The following is a 19735-nucleotide window of genomic DNA, read 5'->3' on the forward strand; positions in this document are numbered from 1 at the left end:
CCGGCTATCCTTGGATTATTCTTTTCTCACGGACGCCCGCGAGACCACAGCCAACCTGACAGCTTTCAAATTTTGCACCGTCGCTGGTGAAAACAAGACCACGGCTGCGGCATCCAATAAGCGATCTATCTCATTTTTAATGGGATGGCCCGTTAAATGGATCGCAAAGAACCACGAGATTGCCGAGAGAATGCCCGCGCCGACACCGATCGCCACCGGCATTTGCTCCGCTCCGTCCGCAATGATCGCCGCGAGTATCAGGGGTACCGCGCTCACGAGCGTCACGATAAAACTTTTTTGCAAAGCACGCAGAACGTCGTTTTGAGGCAATGAGATGTGTTTACTGACGAAATGAAGTGAGAATGCGACTGTATACATATTCGTCAGAACGAAGCTCCAAGCGACGGCCATCAGCCCCCAAAAAGAAGCTGCGATCTGCACGGCAACAACGACAGGCACAGTCAGGATCGCTAGAATAGCTGTCTCGCGAACTCCTCCAGCGGCAATGAGAGCGGGGCGGCACAAACTGAGCGGGAAGCAAATCATCGACGACATCGCCAGCACCTGGATGATCGGAACGGTGCTGCTCCACTGCGCCCCCAGCAAAATCATGACCAACGGATGGGCGAGGAGCACCACTCCAACCAATGCGGGCCATAAAAGCACGGTCACATGCTCAATACCCAATAGGAAACTCTTGCCGAGATCGCGCCCCTCGCGTGAGTGTTTGGAGAAAGCTGGTTGGAGAACGGGGGCGAAGCCAGACAATAACGTTTTGTCTGCCAGGCGGCTGATCGATAACGCGCGCTGATAGATACCGAGAGACGCTGCGCCGAGTGTCTTTCCGAAGGCTAGAAAGGGGGCGGCATCGCCAAGATGCAATAACAGCGCCCGGGCGCTGTCATACACCCCATACCTCACGACGGGCCGCCATTCCGAAAGCGAAAACCTGTAAATTGGAAACTTCGGGCCCCACATCAGGCAAAGCCCAAAATATATGACCGTCGATACGAGCTGTGCCCAAGCATAGCTCATATAGCTGAAGCCAGCGAGCGCCAGCAGGATCGTTACGACGGCATTCAAGGAACTGGTCGTCAGGCTCAGGATCGTCAGTTTGTCGAACTGAAGATTTCGGTTCAACAACGCGTAAGCCGGAGAACAGAATGATGACGTCAGCAAGCAAAACGCGGTGACACGCAAATAGGCTTCAAGCCCTGGTAGACCGTAGAATTTTGCGATTGTTCCCGCGAAGAAATAGGTCAACAGAAAAAGCGGAAGCGCGAGCATCAGCGTAACGGTGAAAACGGACTGTACGCGTTCCGGTGTCGGATCATCGACTTGAATAATGTAGGTGCCGCTGCCGAAATCTCGGAAGATGTCGATCAATCCGAAGATTGCTAGGCCGATGACCGCGATACCAAAATCCGCCGGGGTCAGCAGGCGGGCCGTTACGATGGTCGTCAACATCCCCAGTAAGAGGACGCTATAGCGCTCAAAACTTGAAAATATTAGTCCCCTGCGAACGCTCGACATTCAAATTCTCAATTGCACATGCAGGCAGCTTTTTTGACGAATGCCGTCGTCGTCATTGCAATGACATCGATAACACAGCACCATTTCTGATCCGTTATCGAATCATCGAACGATGTAAACAATCCATTCAGCAGAGAGACAATTCGCGCAATTTCATCGACACGCGTGGGATACGCCGCTGGCGAGAAAACAGCGTTCCTGATTTCCGGAAAATGGGAAAAGCGAATGGGAAAGGCCCCGTATCAAGCGAAATCTATTTACTCTGTCTATTTCGAGGCGCCGACGTTCCAGCGATCTGACATCAGTTTCCCGATCCCAAAATGAAATGTGTGGAGCAACGGTGCTGCCCCACACATTCGAAGTCTCATTTTATGACAATGCGGATCAATCGGGCCGCAGCACATCTGCCCGGACAGGTTCCAGCGAGGCATGATCCGGCGCGGGAAAGACCGTGGACGGCACCATGCTCGGAGGCGCGCTGATCGGCGTCGTCTGGACGGACCGCTCCTGAATTGCCGGCTTTTGAGAGCGAAGGACGGCATCAAGCGACATGGAATCCTTCGACGTTGCCGGCATCGTCATGTCGACTTTAACCGTATCGCCCGGTTGCAGAAGGGTATCTTCCGTCGCGTCGATATTCAGCACGCCGCCGCCGCTTACCTGTCGCACGATCGTGTAGTGAATCTTCGGCTCCAACGATGCGCTACCGTCGGGGGTCGTACCACCTGTCGTCACAAGATGGAGCGGCGAGGCAATGGCCTGCGACTTGGTTTCGGCCAGAAGGCGCTGATTGACAGTTGCTTCCTGGTCGATCTGCTGCAAGCGCGCTTCCGTCGTCTGGAGTTCGACGGTCAGATCGTTGTCTCGCTTATTCTGATATTCGATACGAGAAATCTTGGTGCGGCTGACTTCTTGCTCGGCGCGCGTGCGATCGCTTTCGATGCGCAGCTTCTCACCCTCAAGCTCTGCCAAATTCCGTTGCAGACCGAGAACGCGCGGCGCGGTGGACAACCCCTTGTCGCTCAGCCGCTTGATGCCGTCGTATTCCGAACGCAACAAATCAATCTGCTTTTGCTGGGAGTCGACGCGCATATCCAACGTCTTGACTTCCTGCTCAAGCGAACCTTGCAACTGGTCAAGCGCAATCAGCTGCGTTTCGTTAGCGCGCCGACGCAGATCGAACACGCTCTGTTCCTTCGCCATCACAGACGACGTGGATTCGATTGCCTGAGGCGCGCTGACGGTTTGAAGTTCCGCGGGAAATGCGATGCGATCAGCTCCGCTCAGCTCAGCGTCGAGCCGAGCTTTGCGGGCGAGCAGACGCTGACGCTCCTGCTCAAGCGCCTGATAGCTACCGACCGTCGAAACGAATTCACGCTCAAGCCGCAGACCGGCGAGGGCCGAATTCCGGAACAGGCCGCCGCCGAGGCTTACGCCTTGGAGAACGTTCATGCCCGCCGCGAAGGGATATTCGCCCGACTTTTCAACTGCGCCGGTGATATAAATCGGACGGAAATCCGTAACTTCGACAGTCGTGTCCGGCTGGGTCGCGAGACCAAGGCGGTGCATCAACTGGCGGGAGATAATCATCCCCAATTCTTCAGTCGTATAGCCGGCTGCATTCACGACGCCGACAAGCGGCATCGAAATCTTGCCTGCGGGGTCAACCGTATAGACCTGATTGAGCGCGTTCCAGCTGTAGACTTCGTCACGCGAAGGACGCCACTCGAAGACCTGGACGCGAACGCGATCGCGTACACCAAGCCGGTAATCAGCCATTGGATTGGAGGCAACGCCTCTTTGCGCGATCACGTCACTCAGCGCGCCGTCGCGCTGTTGATCGGCAGCAGCTGTCGTATCGTTGGGAATAACGGTTCCCAACGCGATCAGTGTTGCGAAGCTGCAAGCAACCGGCATCGAGGCCCAGAGCTTGAATGACCTGGACGCATTGGATGGCAGAAAACCAAACCGACGTCTCATAGCGAAACCCTCTCCGCACTCAATCCCAAAACAACCATCTCGTCCCGAAATCTTACTTTCAGCGGTCCCAATTCGGGACGCGCAACAGCGCGGATTTCTTCGCCGAGACTCTCGCAACCAAAACTTGGCGAACGCCAAAAACCTTCCCACTGCACTCTACATCCTATCACGGCGCCAGTATTTCCCTAGCGATCCAATGGGATATTCGCCTGGGGTAATCCTCTCCGCCAGAAAGCCTACTAAAGAGGTAGATACGCGTTAGATGCGCTTGGTGGGTTGGTTTACCGACCAAGCAGTTGAGATGAAGCAATTGATGTGCCAATCGCGCCCCAAAACTATTTCGCATGGTTAAGACCGTTCGAATTTCCGCGCAGAAATCGGCTCAGAAAGCCCGCGGCCCAGCTCATGTGCATTGTGATCGCCGCGGGCCCGATAAGGAGAAATGACGGCTGTCGGCACTCGGCCGCGAGGTACGCTCCCCACGCCATGCACACCAGTATGTACCCAGCGGGAATTAGCAACGCGATGGATCCGATGAACGGGTAAGCGGCGAGCGCAATCACCGAGGCCAGAAGGACTAACACCGGCAACATTTGGCGAAGCTTCGGCCGCATTTTATGCTTCAACAGCGTGTTCGCGCGCCCCTTGCCGTGCCGAAAGTACTGTCGCGCCAGAGATGGGAAGGACGTGCGAGGATAATAGTCTATCAGCAAGCGGCCGTCGTGATAAATTCTCCGCCCAGAGGCGACGAGACGGGCGTCGAATTCGGCATCTTCATTATATTGGACGGTTTCATCGTAACCACCGAGTGACAGAAACGCCTGCCGGTCGAACGCAGCATGATGTCCATGATCGACGTATCCGGACTGCGATTGACGGCGATGCGCGGAGCCTCCGTTGCCCAGTCGGCTGTTCTGAGCCGCAGCAAAGATTTTCTGAAGCGGCGAGCGGCCGACGGCGCGCATCGAAACGACAACCGAGGAGCTTGCCGTTTCACGCAGCGTCGCGACGCAATCGGAAACAAAGTGCGGCGGGTAACTGGCGTGGCAATCCGCTCGGACCAGAACTGTCGTTCTCGGATCGCAAATAGAGGCAGCGATATTCATTGCGGCGGACTGGGTGCGGCGCGTATTGTGAATGAGCTTTATGCGAGGATTAAGTTTGGCGAGTTCCTGAACGATTGCCGGCGTGCGATCGGAACTTCCGCCATCCAAAACCAATAGCTCGTAATCATGCGGCTCTTGCGGTTGTAAGAGTGAGTTTATCGCTGCCGCGATGTACAATTCCTCATTGAACGCTGGCATCACGATGGTGGTGAACTGTGATGACACTTCCGGCAAAGACGAATTTCCCACTGTTTTGCTCAATTGAGTTGCCGGTGCGCTGCCGCCGCGACAGGGCTTCGAGACTGCAAACGCTGCATGGATTCGCCCAGTCGAGGGTGTTGTCAAAGGTTCGGGCCAGAAAATCAGCCAACCGTCAAATGCGCGTAAATCGCTTGCGCCTGAGATGCATCAAATTTATGCGTTTTTGAAATGCAGTTAATTTAGTCTCATTCGTATCCGACCGCGCGCTGAAAGGTTCGTCGTCCCGATGTCTCACAGAGGTAGCCGTAGTCAGCGATCTTAGACAGCTATTAACCAACGCCGGAGGGGACCGATGCGACGGCGCATTGCTGGCACGATTACTGCTCGACTGCACGCCAGCAATCCCGGCGATACCGGCCCTTACTTTTTTGTGCTGTTGCCGCGGACCGACGGTCTCTTCCTTAAGGGGTTCGTGCGCACTTTAGATACAGAGACATCGGCCATCACTCTCTCAAAGTACCTCATGTCAAAGACAGTCGTGACACTCCTGCTCGTCGGTTTCGCCCTTGCTGCGCCTCAAGCCGCGCTGAGCAGGGACGTTCATGGCATTGCCTGCGACGACGACTGCGACGACGTCATCGCCGGCTATAAATTCGGTCAAGAGAAAGACACGCGTGACATTTCACTCTGCTACGGGCATTCAAAGGCATTCTTTCAGGGATGCTTGAAATTCATCTATGAGGCCGGTCCCGCCCATCCGCCTCCGCCGAAGCCGAAAAGCAAAAAACTGGACGACGACTTTGATACTTCGCCGGAATGAGCCCCTTTATTCCTGCCCGAAGCGACAGCGTCGGATCTTCGGCAATAAATGCTCGATTAACGAGTTGACCGCGGCTATCCAATTCCGGACATTTCTTAAATTCCATCAATACTCCGGCAGTAGGACTAATTTTATTCAGCCGTTCTATGAATGCCCAAATGTCACTGGTCGCACGATCTCATGACGGGAAAAGAGATCGCTTTTGTTTCAACGCCCGATGCCGCCATTTAATTCCGAGGGAAAGTTGATGGGTCAGCCCTTCGACATCGCACAGAAAATCCACTCGCCCGCGCCGGCTGGTGGTTCGCGGACTCTCGCCTTGAAACCGATTTGTCTCTGCTTGGAGGGTGGCCTCGTTCGTGCGAACCTTACGCAAGAACGCTTGCTGGCGATGCTCTTTAAGCCGACCGGACTGCTGGCGCTCCTTGCAAACGCCGGCGGAGGGGCCACCAAACTCCGGGAGTGCGTCTCCCGCTTCGATACGCAGGATGCAGAAACACTTCCCTACAACGAGAAGCTTCTTGAATTTCTGCGAGCAGAAAAATCGAAGGGGCATCCCATCGTGCTTCTGGCCACGGCCGAAGACCCGCTGGCGCGCGCGGTGGTGGAGCATTTATCAATCTTCGACGACGTCATCTTTCTTGAACACGGCCCATCAGATAAAAATCAGATTGCGGACAGTCTCAAAGAGCGGTTCGGTGAAAGCGGTTTCATTTATGTCGGAAATGACCAAGACGCCTTAGCCGTCTGGAAATTTGCGGACGCAGCAATTGTCGTCAATGCCTCTCCGGCGGTCGTTGCCCAAGCGCAGCAATCGGCGACCATTCAAACGATCATCGACGACCGCCCGAATATCCTAATCTCCAGCCTGCGCCTTTTGCGTCCTCATCAGTGGTCGAAGAATCTACTGGTCTTCGTCCCACTCATTGCGGCGCGACTTTGGACCGATCTGGGCGCATGGGGCGACGCCATATATGCGTTTCTGAGTTTTTGCGCGATTGCTTCTTCGATCTATGTCATCAACGATATCATCGACATTTCATCGGACCGCAGACATCCACGCAAACGCAAGCGGGCGGTTGCGAGCGGAGACGTATCGATACCCATCGCGATCGCGATTTCACTGGCTACACTTTCGATTGGCCTCGTGCTGTCCTATGTCGCCGGCGTAACAACGGTCGTCATCATTTATGCGCTGACGTCTTTGTCCTATTCGCTCGGACTTAAGAAGTTGCCGCTCGTCGACATCTTCATTTTGGCCGCGCTTTACACGCTTCGCGTTCTCGCGGGCGGCATCGCGGTTGCACACCCGGTTAGCTTTTGGCTGCTCGGCTTTTCGGGCTTCACGTTCCTGAGCCTCTCGTCGGTCAAGAGAACTGAAGAACTGATGGCCATACAGAGATCGCCCACCAGAAAAACGAACTCGGCGCGCGGTTATCTGCCCGAAGACCTCCCATTTCTTCAAATGCTCGGCTGCTCGTCGACGTTTGCTTCCAGCGTCGTTCTGGCCCTCTTCGTCGGCAGCTCCGCGGCATCTGAACAATATCGTTCGCCAGAGATTCTATGGCTGCTCGTTCCACTAATGCTTTTCTGGCAGTGCCGGCTTTGGCTCGCAACGATGCGGGGTTGGATGCACGATGACCCGATCGTGTATGCGGCGCGCGACTGGGTTACATGGTGCGTGGTCGTTACTGCGGTTCTTATCATGTTCGCATCAGCGACCGGATTTGTATCTTTCTACTGAGGATCTCCATGCCCATTTCTGTGCTGCTTCTGATCATCACGAGCGTGAGTTTATCGGCGCTCGCCCAGATCTGTTTCAAGTTCGGGCTCAACTCGTTGAGTTGGATGGACCAGCGATCCGACATCGGCGCCATCAGCAAACTTGCGCATGCGCTGATCACACCGGGCGTGCTCGCCGGCCTCGGCTGTTATGGCATTGGCACCCTTCTCTGGCTCTCGGCGCTTGGCAAGGTTCAGCTCTCGCAGGCCTATCCGTTCGTCGGCCTTGGTTTTGTTATGACCGCGCTTGCGGGACATCTGATATTTGGCGACACGCTGAGTTCGTCGCGCATTGGCGGTACGATCCTCGTGTTCATCGGCATCTTCCTCATCGCGCAGAGGTAACTTTGGTCTGGCTCGCCACGGTTCTCATTACAACGACGCTCCTATGGAACCACGCCTCAGTAGCAATGGATCGGGCATGACAACGCAAATAGACGTAGGCGTCCCTGTGTTTCATCGTATCCGCGCTTCTGTCACTTCCCGAACGGTTGCGTTTAACTTTGTGCTGATCGTTCTCTATGCCGTAACGGCCGCCGCTACGTTCCAAGGCTATTATTCGAAGTGGACGATGAGCGACGAAACGCCTTCGCAGTCTTTGATCTCAATGCTCGATGGCATCGCGGATCGCCCATACGTCTACAGACAACTGCTACCGGCGACGGCAAACCTTATAGAGAAAGCACTTCCCGAGCGGGTACGCTCCGCAATCAGCACACGCCTGGAAAACGCTAATGGCGCATTGAAAGCACCGACTGGTATCGACGCAAACAAGACCGGCTATGTTTTGCGATATCGCATCGTTTATTACTTGACCTTTCTGTCGCTTTTCGCGGCGTTGTTCGTGCTCAAGTCGATCGGCGAATGCATCGGCGCCGGAAGGCCAGCGGCAATCGTCGCGCCGATCGTGTTTGCCATCATGATCCCTGTAATCCAAACGCGGGGCGGTTACTTCTACGACTATCCGGAATTGCTGGCGTTCGCCCTGGCGGCACGCCTCGCTTTGGCGGGGCAGGTGGGACTTCTTCTGCTCCTTGCCGTGCCTGCGACGCTGAATAAGGAATCGTACGCATTCTTTACTTTGAGCCTATGGCCGCTTCTGCTTTATCGCGTCTCCGGCAGGAAGGCCCTCATTGGCACTGTGGGCAGCTTAGCTATCTCCTTGGCGGCCTATGCGGTGGTCCACCAAATCTATTCTGGAAATCCTGGATCGACAGCGATTTTTCAATTCTTCAGACACTTGTCGTTTTACGCCAATCCGCTCAATCTTTTCGGCTTCGACCAGACTTATGGCATTCCATTATTCAAAGGCTATAGCCTGATCATGTTCGCATGGATCGGCGTCTTCGCTTACTATGGCTGGCCGAATGCGCCACACTACATAAAGGCGCACATCGCCATCGCGGCGATAGTCAACATTCCACTCTTTTTCCTTTTCTGCGCCGAGGGCGAAATGAGGAATCTCAGCATGCTGTATGTTGGCTTTTTTGTCTTGATGGCGACGGCAATGCAGAAATGGCTTCAGGTAAATAACCAAATAAATAGCGAACTATAGAATATCGCCGCAGATTGACCCTAATACCAATCGACATCATCTAGCCCATAGACACAGGTCTCCAGTCATGAGCACGCTCAAAAAGATTTTACGTCTCGGCCAGATGAAGGAGACCGTGAAATCGGCGATTACCAAGAATAGATCGACCTATCCCGTAAGGATGGCGCACAACGTCGCTCGCTTCATCGAGCAGGCATATGAGAATGAAGGCTCTGACTTCACGAGAAATGGTGAGAAAGAGCTGCTCTCCAAGTTAAGCAAAGCGAATTTCGAGATCATTTTCGATGTCGGCGCAAACGTTGGGAAATGGTCCCAAACCGCTCTCGAAAACTGGCCGAATGCTCACGTACACGCGTTCGAGGTCGCTCCCAACACGTTTCGAGATTTACAGAGTGCATTTCCGGCAAACAACAAGCGGATCACCTTAAACAACGTCGGCGTTTCTGACACTGAAGACACGCAGACTATGTACTACTTCGCCGACGCGCCAGAACTCACTTGTGATATGCCGCGGCACGACCTGACCTCAGTCCCGTTCGAGGCTAAGATGGTTCGGCTCGATAACTATTGCGCAAAGAACGGCATCGAAAAAATAGATTTCTTGAAGATCGACGTCGAAGGCGCCGAGTATCGCGTCTTGAACGGTTTTTCGGACTTCCTCGACGCGGGTAAAGTCAATTGTCTGCAGTTCGAATACGGGCCGTTCGCGATCGACACGCGCCATCTGCTTGCGGACTATTTTGCGACGCTTTCCAAATCGTTCTGGATTGGGAAGATCTTTCCAGGCGGCGTGCCGTTCCAGGATTATCACTGGACGATGGAGGACTTTAAGTTCTGTAACTACTTTTGCGTGTCGCGATCGCGCCCGGATCTGAAGGCGCTCGTCGAGAGACCGCAATAGGCGCGCGATCGCTCTCGGCGTTCGTTGGCAAGATCTGCTTCAAGCCCGCTAGAATTGGCCGCTGCCGCGCCGAGGTCCCGACACAAGTCGGAGCGTCTGGCTGATGCGGGCGGGGCTGGCGGCGGCGGGAATGAAGAGGGTTTGGGCGCGGCCGGTGCAGTCGTCGAACTGGATCCGGAATGCATCTTTCAGCAGATTTGAAAGCTCGATCTTGATCGCGTCAATGCCCAGCATGTTGGCGACGTCGCGGATCAAACCGGCACGCTCGGTCAGATTTCTGTTCGGGGCGATTGTCGGGCGCCGGGGTGAGTTGTAGTTGCTCAGTTTCATTGTCGAACACTCGCTGTCATTTCAACGGGTATCGAGCAAGCGCCGGGCCAAGGCCCGGTTCTGAGGCAAGAGCGGCCCTAAAAAGAAAGAGGGGCATCTCTGCCCCCCTCTTGCGATCAGAAGTCGATGCGAAGCATCGAGCCGCCATAGGCGCCCTCGCCGCCGGCTCGGGTTTCGCCACCGTCGCTGCCACCGGTCCACTGCTGTCCCACGTCGAAGGTCAGCTTGGCGGGCGTATTCAGCCACCACATCTGGAACGGGATCGTCGCGAAAGCACCGACGCGCGGGGCGTAATCGCCACCGTCGCCGTAAACGGCGGCTTCGGGGCCGAACGTGATCGTGCGCGGTCCGAAGAACGACATTTCCCTGTTCCAGCCGACACGCGCCTGGCCGTAATAGGAGTCGAATGCCGTCGAGTAGCTGCCTTCGAGGCTGGCGTAATACGGCAGCGAGTCGTCCGTTTCCAACTCGCCGGCAACCTTGAAGCCGCTCTCGCCACCGACGACGTTATTGTTCGGATCAAACGGCGACAGGTGCACGCTGCGCACCTCGTAGCCGACGTAACCGATCGCGCTCCAGGTCGGGAATACCCACTGATAGCCCAGCATCACGTCGAGCGAACGATCATCAGCGTCGACGTTGGTGTGGGGCGCAGCAGACTCATCATAGTTGTAGTCGGCGATGACGCCTTCCGAGCGGAGCAGCAGTCCGTTGTGGTAGAGGTCGTTCGTCAGACCGAAGACCGTACCGCCGTAATAATAGACGGAGTTTGATGCCGCATCGATGCCGTTATATGTAATGACGCGCGGGCCGTGATTTTCGTCGATCGGCGTCGTGTCGCCGCCGAGAATGCGCGGCCGGTCGAGCTTATAGACGAGCGCCAGCTCACCCGTGATGATGGACGGGACTTCCTTGTCGACGTAGTGCGTGCCTTCGAAGTCGCCGGTGTTCGTGACCTCGGAGCCGAAATCCGAATAGCGGGCTTCGCCGCGGAGATAGAAATTGTCGTTCAGCTTGCGCTCGAAGCCGCCGCCGACGAAATAGCCACTAAACCAATTACCGCCTTTACCGGGGAGCGTCGGACCGACGCCATTGGCGTCGATGTCCCACCAGCCATCGTTCGAGAAGTGCGCCTGGGTATAACCGGCGTTGGCGTAAATCATCGTGCGTTCGTTGATGAGGTAGCCGAGACGGCCGCCGATGGCCCACGAGCGATCGACGACGAGACCGTTGTGAATGTCTTCATTGCCGCGCGTGAATTCCGACGTCGAAAGATCCGCGAAGGCGCCGACAACGAACCGATCGCCGATCTGGCGGTCGTAGCCGAACATCGTCGAGATGAAGCCGCCGTCCGCGGACTCATCCTTCGATGAGGTTGTCGGCCCATCGCCGCCGCCGCCGTTATCGTGATAATTGTTCTTCGAGTGGTTGTGGCCGTATCCGGCGCCGACACCGAAATAGAATCCGGTCCAGCTGGGAACCTCGACCTGAACTGGCGTATCTTTGAGCGAAAACGGCCCGTCCGCAAAAGCAGGTACGCTCAATGCGGGCATTGCCGCTCCACACGCAACCAACACCAGATATTTCTTCATCACCATTCCTCGGCGCGTTTTTTTGCGTCGCGCTGTTTGTCGCCGCCAAACCCTTAACAACGCGTTTGGCAGAGTCCCGATTTGGGATGAGGGAACGTGATTCGCGACGGCCCGTCGAGGATGGTGTCAATAGTCAAGCGTCAATCTGTGGCTCGGATGACCGCCAAGCCACAGAGAGAGGCTGCCGCTATGCAGAGAGCGGCAGTAACTCGATGTGTTGCTTGGCCTGTCGCCGCGAACGAGACTCTTGTGCACGGAAACCTGCGGCTGTGGACAACTTAATGATGGCCGCATCGATGTCGGCGGGTTGCGAGACTAACGGTTCACATGGGGTGCCATGCCAGCGGGTCGCTGCAGGCAGCACCTCGCCTTTCATCAGCACCGATAGCGCGCCGAGGCTCGAACCGTCGTGCATCTGGGTTCCGTAGAGAACGACGCCCATGTTGCCGACGCTGCAGCCGTTGCCGATCTTGACGCGCTCTGCCTTGAAGACGCGATCCTCGAACAGGTGGTTCTGGACGGTTGCGCCGAGGTTCAAGCAGGCCCGGTCGCCGATTTCGACGAGGTCGAACTCGGAGAAGAGCGTCGTTTCGAGATAGCACCACTTACCGACCTTGGCGCCCATGAGCCGCAGACAGGTGGCGACGAACGGCGTCCCGAGCAGCGGCGTCATGGCGGCAGCGGCGTTCATCTCGAACACGCCATTGACGAGTTCGTTGTTCCAGATGAACCGGGACCACAGCGGCTTGACGGTCGGGCGGATGCGACCGACGACCAGCCACTTGACCAGCGCCGTCATCAACACCGAACCGGCCGCAAGCGCGGTCGCGACGAGCGGGATGCCGGCGATCACCATCCACAGCGGCATGCTACGGAACCCGGCCACGAGATAAGCCGCAAGCCCGACGCCCTCGGCCATCATGATGACGCCCGGCAGCAGGATACGCATTGCGTCGGTCAGCGCCCGCGCGACGATCATCTTTTGCGTCGGCGCAAAGATCTCGGCGTTGTTGAAGCAGACGTTGCGTTGCGTATGCGGCAGTTCGAAACCTGGCGATCCCAGCCAACGCGTGTCGTCGGGGACAACGTTCGTATCCGACGGCGGCGTCGAGGCGACGCCGATCAGCGTGTTGTCGCCGATGTTGGTGCCGCCCGGCACGAGCGCGCTGTTGCCGATGAAGCTCTTGGCGCCGATGCGGACAGCGCCGATCTCGACCACGTCGCCAAAGACGCGCTGGCCGCCGACGAGGCAAGCATCGGCGAGGAAGCTGCCCTCGCCCACTTCGAGATGATGCGGCGTGATGTGCGCAACGGTCGAGACTTCCGATCCGGCGCCGATCTTAGCACCAAGGGCGCGCAGGAACGACGGGCAGTAGATAGTCGCATAGAGCGGCGACAGGATCGTCTTGGTGTTTTCGAGCAGATAACCCTCGAACCAGTGGCGCAGATACTTGACGCTATAGAGTGACATGGTGCCGGCCGCGACGGGCCGGATAATACGGACCATATCGATCGCGCCAAACGCGTAGCTCAAGATGCCGACCGGCACCGCGACGAATGCCGCGATAATGCCGCCGACGGGACCGGCATACCAAAGCCCGGCCGCGATCAGCACGATCGACGGGACCATTGTCGCGATGAGAAAATAACCCATCGCATAGATCAACGCGAGATGCATAAAGCCGAAGACGAAGCGCTTCAGCCGCGGAGCGCGCACGCGCTTCGCTTCCGGCACGACGACGGCCGATAGTTGCGCAGGCGAACCACGGCGGCATTCGAAGCTTGCCATCTCGGTGCCGTCGGGCAGCAACGACATGTCATCAAGACGAGCGCCGTCGCCCATTCTGGTGTTTAGCCCAAGCGCGCAGTGCATGCCGACGAAGCAATCATTGCCGATCGAAACGGGCGCGATGATGAGATAGCCGTCTTCGACGCGATAGCCGAGGATTTGGCTTTCGACGCCGACGCTCGTGCTGCTGCCGATCGACACCATATCGAAGGCGCCGCAGAGCGGTGTGCAGATCGTTACGTCGCGGCCGATCTTGGCGCCCATCGCGCGCCAGTACAGGCTCATCAGCGGCGTGCCAGAGAACATCTCGGCCCAGCTCAACGCCTGGAAGCGCGTGACGAGCCACCAGCGGAAATAATAGAAGCTCCATAGCGGATAGCGGCCCGGCTTGTAGCGGCCGATGACGATCCATTTCAGCGCGATACTGCCCAGCAGCATGCACGGCCAGATCGCGAAGCCGACAATGGTCGAAATCTGCGCGGCATCGACCCAGTTGACCTTGCCGTCGATCACGGCGGTCACCATCAGAATGGCGTAGGCGATCGGCGCAACGAGGATGGCGTAATAGATCGAGATACTGACAGCCTGAAGCGCAACCGTCGTCCAGCGCATCAGCGGGTGGACGCTCTTGAAGGCATCCGTACCGGCGTTGTCGTTGGCGGCGGCGTTCTGGCCTCTGGCGTCGATGCGATCCTTGAGGACGGCCGCCAAGCGACGCACCGTGCGATGCTCGTAGAAATCGCGGACCGAAAGCTGCACGCCGTCGATCTTATCCCGCAGGAAGCTGGCGCAGCGCGACGCCATCAGCGAATGGCCACCGAGATCGAGGAAGAAGTCATCGGTTACGGAGACGTTGCTCAAGCGGAACGCTTCGCTCCAGGCGGCTTCGACCTGACGTTCGAGATCGTTCGCGGGCGCGACGATGTCCTTATGGCCTTTCAGCAGCGATTTCGGCGCGGGTAGGCTTTTGCGATCCGCCTTGCCGCTCGGCATCATCGGCATTTCGTCGATGACGTCGAGATACTGCGGCACCATGTAAGCGGGCATGCGGCGACGAAGCAGTTGATCGACCTCGGCGCGATCGAGTTCGTCGGCGGCGCAATTCGCGACGACGTAAGCGGCGAGGTCCTTCGTTTCGCCGCGATCGATGACGGCGACGGTCGCCGCTTTGATCTGCGGATGCTCCATCAGCACAGCTTCGATCTCGGACAACTCGATGCGGAAGCCGCGGATTTTCACCTGATCGTCGAGGCGTCCGAGAAAGAACAATTCTCCGTCCATCCCTAACCGAACGTGGTCGTAGGTGCGATAGAGGCGGTCGTTGTGTTCCGGCTCGATGGTGTTGGCGATGAAGCGCTGCGCGGTCAGGGCTTCGAGGTTCATGTAGCCGCGGCCGACGCCGGCGCCGCCGATGAACAGTTCGCCGCTCTCGCCCGGATGCACCGGCTGGAGGTTTTCATCGAGAACATATGTCGAATACTGCGGAATGGCCTTGCCGATGGCGACAGGCTCACCACTGACGCACTCGTGCCACGTCGCGACGACGGTGGCTTCCGTCGGGCCATAGGTGTTGAGCATACGGCGGCCGGGCTTCGCCCAGCGCGCGACGAGCTCGTTCGAGCAGGCCTCGCCGCCGAGGATCAGCGTCGTGACGGTGGAAAGATCGTGATCGATCATCGCCAGCATCGTCGGCACCGTGGAATAATAGGTGATGCCCATATCGTCGATGAACTGCGCGACATCCACCGGCGAGCGCTCGACGTCTTCGGTCGGAACGATCAGCGTGCCGCCGCGCGAGAACGCAGCCCAGATTTCTTCGACGGACGCATCGAACGCCGTCGAGAAGCCCTGATAGACGCGATCATCCCCAGTGACGCGATAAACGGTCTGCAGCGATTTGACGAAGGCGACGACGTTGCGGTGCTCGATCATGACGCCCTTGGGGCGGCCCGTCGAACCCGACGTGAAGATGACGTAGCTCAGCGCCTTGTTGCTGATCTCGGCGTCGACGCGCAGCACCTGTGCGGACGGCTGCGCTGCGAGTGCGCGCTGCTCGCGGTCAAGACGGAACAACGGCGTTTCAAGCTTGCCTTCGATCTGATCGGCAAGCGCTTCTTCCGTGACGATGGAATGCAGGTTGCCGTCTTCGGCAATGGCTTGAATACGCTCCAGCGGCGCGCGCGGATCAATCGGCACGTAGCCGCCACCCGCCTTCAGGATGCCGAGGATGGTCGCGTAAAGGCGCGGCGACTTCTTCAGGTAGATGCCGACGAGAACGTCAGGCCCGACGCCTTTTTCAATAAGATAGTTGGCGATGCGATTTGCCGACTGATCGAGTTCTTCATAAGTCAGCATCTCGCCCGCGAATTCAACCGCAGGATGGTCAGGTCGCCGCCGAACCTGCGCCTCGAAATAGTGATGCAGCAACCGCGGCTCCCGAGGGCGCGCGGTTGTCATCGGATACAAACTTGGCTCGTGAACGGCCACGGCATTCCCCAATCAACTGACGCCAAAAGGCGCCTTTCTTCTTGGGGTCGCGAATGGCGACGGCCACGGAGAGAAGCTGCCCTTGGCAGTTAACGATCCACGTTTGAAACGATGCCGCCGCCTGGCGGGACATGTGTCCCGGCAAGAGGCAATCGTTGCGGGGATCGAACGCAACTTCCAACAGGTCAGCAATTCCGGTGCCAAGCATCTTCAAATACGACTCTTTCAGCGTCCAAAGCCGTGCGACGGTCCGTTCGCGCTCGTGAGCTGGTAAAGCATTAATGGCGGCGCGTTCCGTCTTGGTGAAGACATCGGCCAGCCAATGCTCGGTCGCGGGAATAGCGGCCGCTTCAATATCTACGCCGACCTCTTTGCTCGCGGAAACCACGATTATTGACGCTACCTCGGTGTGCGAGCAGCTGAAGCTCAGCGTATCGGGGCCATTCGTCAGGACGGGCTTGCCGTTCTCCGTCCGACCGAAGCGCCAGGCGTGCGGAGCGACCGTGCCGCCAACCATTTCGCTCAGCGCGGAGCGCAGCATGGCCCGCGTCGTTAACGAGCGGCGACGCACGGCGGCGTCGCGAATACCGGCAAACTCGGCGGCATCGTCAGCGGTCGTCGTCGCACAATGACCCGCGCCCGTCTCAGAGCGGTGCGGCACGTACCAGATCCGGACACCGGGCGAAATTTCCTGTCCGGAGACAGGGTTGGCACATTCCGAAACAGGGCGTGCCGAAACGCTCCGGCCGCGCTCTCCGCGGTACGCTAAAATTGGAGCAACACTTGCAAGGAATTCGAAACCAAACACTGGGCCGGCCTTTCTGGCGCAAACACAGTGCGGTGTTCTGCAAAGACCAGCCCATTAAGGGACCGATAACGAATGACCGATCAAATTGCTCATATTAACGTAAATGCGGCGCCCCGCCCGGACGCCATCGCGATGCCGTTCATTGCGGCCGATACCGAAGAGACTTGCGGGACCTTGCGCGTCCGCCATCGGATCGCGATCTAGCTCATGCTTTCGCTAACACGACGATTTGTGCCGTTCGCGCTCGGGTGCCTGGCGCTCGCCGTCATCGCGAGGGCAAATGCACCGCAGGACGATCCGGACATGGCGATGAAAAAAGGCTACGGCGTCAAGCCGACCGGGTTGAAGCCGGTCTATCCGGACGACTTCAAATGCTCGCCGATCACGTCACCCTATGCGACGTGGATCGATGTCGACGGCACGCGGCGCGACGAAGTCCACACCGGCATCGACGCCGGGCGGCTCGGCGACTGGATCGTGGCGCCTGCGTCCGGCACGGTTCGCGCCGTCTGGAAGGCCGACTGGAAATGGGGACGCGAGGGCGCATTGCTCATCCGGCACGACCGGCGCGACGTCAACCTGTCCGATGGCCCGAAATATTACTATTCCGAGTTCGATCATCTCGATTTCGACGAGATCAAGCATCTCAAAGAGGGACAACGCGTCGAACGCGGCGAGCGTCTGGCTCGCGTGACACGGCCCGGCGGCAACCCGAATTATCTGCCTGAAGTGCACTGGGAAGTTTGGGAAGTCGATGACGATAAAATCAGCTGGCGTCCCAACCGTTACGGCGCCGAAGACTGGTGGAACGGGACTGCGGCGCTGATCGATCCGCTTTACATGTTGGGTCTCAACGACCCGCCGAAAGACGGCAACGTGAAGATCGTGCCGTTCGTCAAAGGCAGAGATTACGCAAGCTTTCGCGGCTTCACCTATATTCTGCAGTGCGTCCCGAAATAGCACGGTTACGCGACTTGGCACTTCACTTGCTTCTGGCCTGATAGATTTTATCCGATCCAGGAGTGAAGCAATGTCCCGTACTCTTTCGCGTTCCGGCCACGGCGTCGCCGCGGTCTTCTCTGTGGCGCTCGCCGCGTGCGTTGCGATGCCGGCTTTTGCCGAGAGCCCGTCGGCACCGGCGTCGAGCAGCGACAACGGGAGCGTGTGGTGGAGCGAGCTCGTCAGCGCGCATCCCGAAAAGGCCCGCGATTTCTATGCGAGCGTCATCGGCTGGACGCCGAAGATCGTTTCGGCGGACGACAACTCGCGGCCGCCTGCGCCGGGCGAGTCTGAGTACACGCTTTTCAATGCGAACGGCTCCGAGCAGGCCGGGCTTACGAAATATGAAGGCAAGCCGAACGATCCGCGTCCGGGCTGGGTGACGTACATTCAGGTCGGCGATGTCGATGCCGCTGTTTCCGAAGCCATCAAAAAGGGCGGCCGCGTATTGAAAGCACCTTCCGACGTCGATGATGTCGGCCGTCTCGCCATCATCGAAGATCCCGACGGCAATCCGGTCGGGCTTTACGCTCCGGAGCCGAAGCAGGCTGCGGACGCGGACAACACGAACCACTAAGTCGCGTGCGGTGCGGGGCTCGCAGCAGGGTGTGCGGGCCTCGCATTATTTTCTCAAGCGTCCAGCAGTCTCGCAACGTAAGACGCGATGGCGAGCGATGCCGTAAGACCGGGGCTTTCGATTCCATAAAGCCCGACGAAGCTTGGAACGCCGTGCTGACTCGACCCATGAATTTCAAAGTCGGCCGGGCTCGAGCCTTGCGAATAGATTTTCGGGCGGATGCCGGTATATGCGGGCATCAACGCACCGTCAGGCAGCGACGGCCAATAGCGCTTGATCTCCTTTGCGAACGTCTCGCGGCGCGCGTCGGCGGCGACGAACGCATAGTCGAGATCGTTCTGCCAATAGACGTCCGGGCCGAAGCGCGCCGCGCCTGACATATCGAGCGTAACGTGCACGCCCAGCGCGTCGGGCGACGGCATCGGATAGATCAGATGCTTGAACGGCGCCTTTGCAGCTAGCGAGAAGTAATGGCCCTTGGCGGGAAAAAGGCCGGGCACGGTGTAACCGGCGTTGCGATATTCGATCATGCGGCCTATGCGCGAGGCGCCAAGACCTGCGGCGTTGACGAGGCGCATGCATGAAAGCTCAGAGATATCGCCTGCGGAGGAAATCGAGAGGCGAAAGCCATCGCCCGATCCCGCGGATATGCCGACGACTTCGGAATGATACGCGATCTCGCCTCCGGCGTTGAGCAATCGCGCTTCGAGCGCCGCCATGAAGGCGTGACCGTCGATAATACCGGTGGAGGGCGACAGAGTTGCCGCGACGCAGCGCACGTCGGGTTCGAGGCGGCGGACTTCGTCCGGCGTCAAGCGTTTTAGATCAGATACGCCGTTCGCCGCGGCTTTCGCTTCAATGGCTTCGAGCTGCGCAATTTCGCTTTCGGCTGTGGCGACCAGAAGTTTCCCGCAGCGATGGACCGGCACGTTGTATCTGGCAGCAAACGCGTAGAGCCGCTCCTTGCCTTCAACGCACAGCTTGGCGCGCAACGAGCCCGGCGGATAATAAATTCCGGCGTGAATGACCTCGGAATTGCGCGACGAGGTTTCGATGCCGAACGTGCTGTGGCGCTCGACGACGAGCACATTCTGCCCTGCTTCGGCAAGTTCAGCAGCGATGGCCAATCCGACGACACCGGCGCCAATGACAACCGTTTCGAAATCGCTCACCGCACCTGATGCCGCCATGTCCGAAACGTCTCTCGCTGCGCCGCGAATGCTGGATGCGTGGTATGGGATCGCGGCTCGGCACGCAACACCCTCCATCAAGGGT

The 19735-nt window shown here is 58.0% G+C and carries 16 protein-coding genes; 8 read left to right on the forward strand and 8 right to left on the reverse strand.

Annotated features, from left to right (window positions below):
• Window positions 1-15: 15 nt before the first annotated feature.
• The 3 genes from HYP802_RS0116195 to HYP802_RS0116215 all read right to left on the reverse strand — a co-directional run bounded on the left by HYP802_RS0116195 (window position 16) and on the right by HYP802_RS0116215 (window position 4868).
• Window positions 16-1533 (reverse strand): lipopolysaccharide biosynthesis protein, encoded by a 1518-nt coding sequence (locus HYP802_RS0116195; protein WP_081740985.1) that lies wholly within the window; start codon window positions 1531-1533, stop codon window positions 16-18.
• A 384-nt stretch (window positions 1534-1917) separates the two neighbouring features.
• A complete protein-coding gene (locus HYP802_RS0116210; protein ID WP_081740986.1) occupies window positions 1918-3513 on the reverse strand; it encodes a polysaccharide biosynthesis/export family protein in 1596 nt (531 codons plus the stop codon).
• Window positions 3514-3848: 335 nt separating this feature from the next.
• The gene (locus HYP802_RS0116215) at window positions 3849-4868 is read right to left on the reverse strand and encodes a glycosyltransferase family 2 protein (RefSeq protein ID WP_024276143.1); all 1020 of its coding nucleotides are present in this window, start codon (window positions 4866-4868) and stop codon (window positions 3849-3851) included.
• Between the two features lie 304 nt (window positions 4869-5172).
• Here HYP802_RS0116215 and HYP802_RS0116220 point away from each other — a divergent pair, with 304 nt between their 5' ends.
• The 5 genes from HYP802_RS0116220 to HYP802_RS0116245 all read left to right on the forward strand — a co-directional run bounded on the left by HYP802_RS0116220 (window position 5173) and on the right by HYP802_RS0116245 (window position 9878).
• A complete protein-coding gene (locus HYP802_RS0116220) occupies window positions 5173-5640 on the forward strand; it encodes a hypothetical protein (RefSeq protein ID WP_013948443.1) in 468 nt (155 codons plus the stop codon).
• Window positions 5641-5887: 247 nt separating this feature from the next.
• The gene (locus tag HYP802_RS0116230; RefSeq protein ID WP_013948445.1) at window positions 5888-7384 is read left to right on the forward strand and encodes a UbiA family prenyltransferase; all 1497 of its coding nucleotides are present in this window, start codon (window positions 5888-5890) and stop codon (window positions 7382-7384) included.
• Window positions 7385-7392: 8 nt separating this feature from the next.
• Window positions 7393-7767: an EamA family transporter gene (locus tag HYP802_RS0116235; protein WP_013948446.1), complete on the forward strand. Its 375-nt coding sequence runs from the start codon at window positions 7393-7395 to the stop codon at window positions 7765-7767.
• A gap of 43 nt (window positions 7768-7810) precedes the next feature.
• Entirely contained in the window at window positions 7811-8977 is a 1167-nt protein-coding gene (locus tag HYP802_RS0116240; protein WP_013948447.1) for a hypothetical protein, read from the forward strand.
• Window positions 8978-9044: 67 nt separating this feature from the next.
• Complete coding sequence (locus HYP802_RS0116245; RefSeq protein ID WP_013948448.1) at window positions 9045-9878, forward strand: FkbM family methyltransferase; 834 nt, start codon at window positions 9045-9047, stop codon at window positions 9876-9878.
• 48 nt (window positions 9879-9926) lie between these two features.
• On the opposite strand, the gene HYP802_RS0116250 is transcribed toward HYP802_RS0116245, so the two are convergent.
• From HYP802_RS0116250 to HYP802_RS22990, 4 genes are all read right to left on the reverse strand, one after another.
• The gene (locus HYP802_RS0116250; protein ID WP_013948449.1) at window positions 9927-10208 is read right to left on the reverse strand and encodes a hypothetical protein; all 282 of its coding nucleotides are present in this window, start codon (window positions 10206-10208) and stop codon (window positions 9927-9929) included.
• A 116-nt stretch (window positions 10209-10324) separates the two neighbouring features.
• Entirely contained in the window at window positions 10325-11800 is a 1476-nt protein-coding gene (gene bcsS / locus HYP802_RS0116255) for a cellulose biosynthesis protein BcsS (protein ID WP_013948450.1), read from the reverse strand.
• A 187-nt stretch (window positions 11801-11987) separates the two neighbouring features.
• Window positions 11988-16016 (reverse strand): Pls/PosA family non-ribosomal peptide synthetase, encoded by a 4029-nt coding sequence (locus HYP802_RS0116260; protein ID WP_013948452.1) that lies wholly within the window; start codon window positions 16014-16016, stop codon window positions 11988-11990.
• Window positions 15973-16737 carry a 4'-phosphopantetheinyl transferase superfamily protein gene (locus HYP802_RS22990; RefSeq protein WP_024276146.1) on the reverse strand — a complete coding sequence of 255 codons (765 nt, stop codon included), beginning with the start codon at window positions 16735-16737 and terminating at the stop codon, window positions 15973-15975. The genes HYP802_RS0116260 and HYP802_RS22990 overlap by 44 nt, the downstream gene beginning before the upstream one ends.
• Window positions 16738-16956: 219 nt before the next feature.
• On the opposite strand from HYP802_RS22990, the gene HYP802_RS24140 reads away from it, so the two are divergent.
• The 3 genes from HYP802_RS24140 (at window position 16957) to HYP802_RS0116280 (ending at window position 18460) form a co-directional block, all read left to right on the forward strand.
• The gene (locus HYP802_RS24140; protein WP_256380082.1) at window positions 16957-17088 is read left to right on the forward strand and encodes a hypothetical protein; all 132 of its coding nucleotides are present in this window, start codon (window positions 16957-16959) and stop codon (window positions 17086-17088) included.
• Window positions 17089-17091: 3 nt separating this feature from the next.
• On the forward strand, window positions 17092-17844 hold the full coding sequence (locus HYP802_RS0116275) for a M23 family metallopeptidase (RefSeq protein WP_013948454.1): 753 nt from the start codon (window positions 17092-17094) through the stop codon (window positions 17842-17844).
• Window positions 17845-17914: 70 nt separating this feature from the next.
• A complete protein-coding gene (locus HYP802_RS0116280) occupies window positions 17915-18460 on the forward strand; it encodes a VOC family protein (protein ID WP_013948455.1) in 546 nt (181 codons plus the stop codon).
• Between the two features lie 53 nt (window positions 18461-18513).
• Here the strand turns inward: HYP802_RS0116280 and HYP802_RS0116285 are convergent, their stop codons facing one another.
• On the reverse strand, window positions 18514-19650 hold the full coding sequence (locus tag HYP802_RS0116285; RefSeq protein WP_029671049.1) for an NAD(P)/FAD-dependent oxidoreductase: 1137 nt from the start codon (window positions 19648-19650) through the stop codon (window positions 18514-18516).
• Between the last annotated feature and the right edge of the window lie 85 nt (window positions 19651-19735).

It is taken from the genome of Hyphomicrobium sp. 802, assembly GCF_000526135.1.
Lineage (GTDB): Bacteria > Pseudomonadota > Alphaproteobacteria > Rhizobiales > Hyphomicrobiaceae > Hyphomicrobium_B.